Origin of the sequence: Bacillus cereus group sp. BceL062 (assembly GCF_051780025.1) — a bacterium.
In the GTDB taxonomy this organism is placed as follows: domain Bacteria; phylum Bacillota; class Bacilli; order Bacillales; family Bacillaceae_G; genus Bacillus_A; species Bacillus_A toyonensis.
This window is the reverse complement of record NZ_JBPWGY010000039.1, coordinates 1-2,589: the sequence shown is the minus strand read 5'-3', so window position 1 is coordinate 2,589 and position 2,589 is coordinate 1. Positions and strand designations below refer to the sequence as shown.

Genomic DNA, 2,589 nt, shown 5'->3' with positions numbered 1-2,589 from the left:
TTCATCCTGAGCCAGGATCAAACTCTCCAATAAAGTTAGTTTGTCTAGCATCTAAAAATAAAAATTGACGTTTCACGTTGTTTGTTTCGTTCAGTTTTCAAAGAACTACTTAGTCGCTCATTTGCGACTCCCTTATGTTAACATTTTCGTTAATTGATGTCAACTAAGTTTTTTATTTCGTTTGTCGCTTTCGACGTTGTTGTCATCGGCGACTTGTTCTATATTACACTCCATTTATACAATCGTCAATACGTTTTTTAAAAAACTTTATATTTTATAAATTTCATTTACATATTTCTTCTATAGTTATATACAAGCAACCCATAAAACTCTCTATGGGTTGCTATCCAATAATAAAGACTATTGTTCTTTTGACGGCACTGAACAACTTCCATCAGTACAAGAAAGATCGCTTCCACCATCTGCTGAAAGTTCCTGTAACTTCGGTGCAGGATTCTCTTCTTCCCAAACTTGCTGAAGTGCACCAACAAAAGTTTCAAGTGGTTGCGCACCTGAAATAGCATACTTCTGATTAATAATAAAATAAGGTACTCCCGAAATTTGATATTGCTGAGCAACCGCCTCATCAATTCTAACATCGTTGGCATACGCATTTTTATCATTAATAACATGTAAAGCTTCTTGCTTATCTAAACCTGAAGCTTCAGCGATAGTAGCTAGCGTATCCACATCACTCAAGTTCTTTGATTCAGCAAAATATGCAAAAAGAAGATTTTCTGTAATCTCCTTTTCCTTCCCTTGATCCTTCGCAAACTTCGCTAGACGATGCGCATCAAAAGTGTTCGTTGGCTTCATCTCATCAAAATTAAAACTTAAACCCATACTAGCTGCATGATTTCCTAGTTGTACATTATTACGCTTAGCTTCTTCAATACTAATCCCATACTTTGATGCAAGCACTTCATTAATACTCGTTCCAGAGTAAACGGGAGTATTCCGATCTAGCTCAAAACTTTTAAACTCAACTTCAACATCCTTCTTATGCGGAAATTGCTCTAAAGCCATCTCTAATCTACGCTTCCCAATATAGCAAAATGGACATACAAAATCTGACCATACTTCAATTTTCATATTAACACCTCTTTAAAACTTAGTTTTCAATCATTGTAGCACTGAGATTAAGGAATTCAAAAGTTTTTGCTCTATTTCCTTCTATAGTACATACAAAATATACTTATAGCAGAATACCTAATTAGAAAAAAACGATAATCAAAAGGGCAGACTATTCCCCTCCGATTATCGTCTATAAAAATGAAACAACTTTAATTATGCCGGAATATACTTCTCTACGAATTTCCATACAGTATTCCAATATTTATTTGAATCTACTTTCTCCGCTTCTCCATGCCCGGCACCTGGAACAATTAACTTCTCTTTTTCTACTTTTGCAGCATTATACACCTGATCTAGCATTTCAAAAGGAACAAATGTATCAGCATTCCCATGGATAAATAGCATAGGTGTTTTACTTTTCTCAACTTGTTTCACAGCTGAAGCCTCTTCTAAATCATATCCCGCCCTCAATTTAGTAACTGTATTGGCCGCATTCATAACAGGAAACTTCGGTAAGTGGAATAAATCTTTTAGTTGATACGTAAATTCATCAATAACAGTTGAGTATCCGCAGTCTTCAATAATAACTTTAACGTTTGAAGGTAAATCTTCGCCTGAAGTCATCATTACAGTTGCTCCACCCATAGAAATACCATATAGAGCTATTTCAGCATTAGGATCTTTCTTTAAAATTTGTTGAATCCACAGTAGGACATCTTTACGATCATGCCAGCCCATACCAACATAATCCCCTTCACTATTTCCATGTCCACGAAGGTCTGGTGCTATGACATTATAGCCTCGTTCATAAAAGTTCCGAATATATTTCGTCATTTCTGATGCTCTGCCATTATATCCATGAACTACAATTGCCCATTTATGGCTAGATGATTCATTCATATATTCATAACCTTTTAAATTCAGCTTATCGAAAGAACGTACAGTTAATGTGTTCGGTTTATATCTCGATACAAAATCCGCATTCTTTTTTTCATTCGTAGCCAATACATCTCCCGATGCATTCACTGTTTCCGCCAAATGAGGGTTATCTTGCAAAAATTCTTTTTCTTGTTTCGCATTCAATGCGTAGTTATAAAAATAATTCCCAACTAACATATACGCTATTGTTAGAAGCACTAAAACTACTATAGTAATCATACCTATCTTTTTCATATTATCTCCTTTTTCCAAATTAAATCTCTTATGTTAACGTACCTCAAAAACAACTGTACTATTTTAACATACCGGTGAATCTTATCTATAAGAAATAAAATAGAAAATCTTAAATTACATATTAAAAATCACGAAAGAAACAGAATAAAACTTATATAGATATGTAACCAAAAATCTTAAAAGAATAGGAAGTTCTTTAAAATCCAGGTAGTATTTAGCATTGAAAAGAAGTTATAAAACACAAAAAAGACGAGTCATTCTGACTCGTCTTAAGCTTGCTTGGCGACGTCCTACTCTCACAGGGACAAGGTCCCAACTACCATCGGCGCTAGAGAGCTTAAC

At 34.6% G+C, this 2,589-nt stretch carries 2 protein-coding genes; both read right to left on the bottom strand.

The features are described 5' to 3' along the window. Positions 1–360: 360 nt before the first annotated feature. A complete protein-coding gene (locus tag ACS2MN_RS30850; protein WP_098710452.1) occupies positions 361–1,092 on the bottom strand; it encodes a DsbA family oxidoreductase in 732 nt (243 codons plus the stop codon). Between the two features lie 195 nt (positions 1,093–1,287). Beyond that, the gene (locus ACS2MN_RS30845) at positions 1,288–2,247 is read right to left on the bottom strand and encodes an alpha/beta hydrolase (protein WP_346995207.1); all 960 of its coding nucleotides are present in this window, start codon (positions 2,245–2,247) and stop codon (positions 1,288–1,290) included. Positions 2,248–2,589 lie beyond the last annotated feature (342 nt).

Bases quoted from the DNA above. Each gene is read 5' to 3' on its own strand.
- ACS2MN_RS30850 (WP_098710452.1), bottom strand. From the start codon at position 1,092: ATGAAAATTGAAGTATGGTCAGATTTTGTATGTCCATTTTGCTATATT.
- ACS2MN_RS30845 (WP_346995207.1), bottom strand. From the start codon at position 2,247: ATGAAAAAGATAGGTATGATTACTATAGTAGTTTTAGTGCTTCTAACA.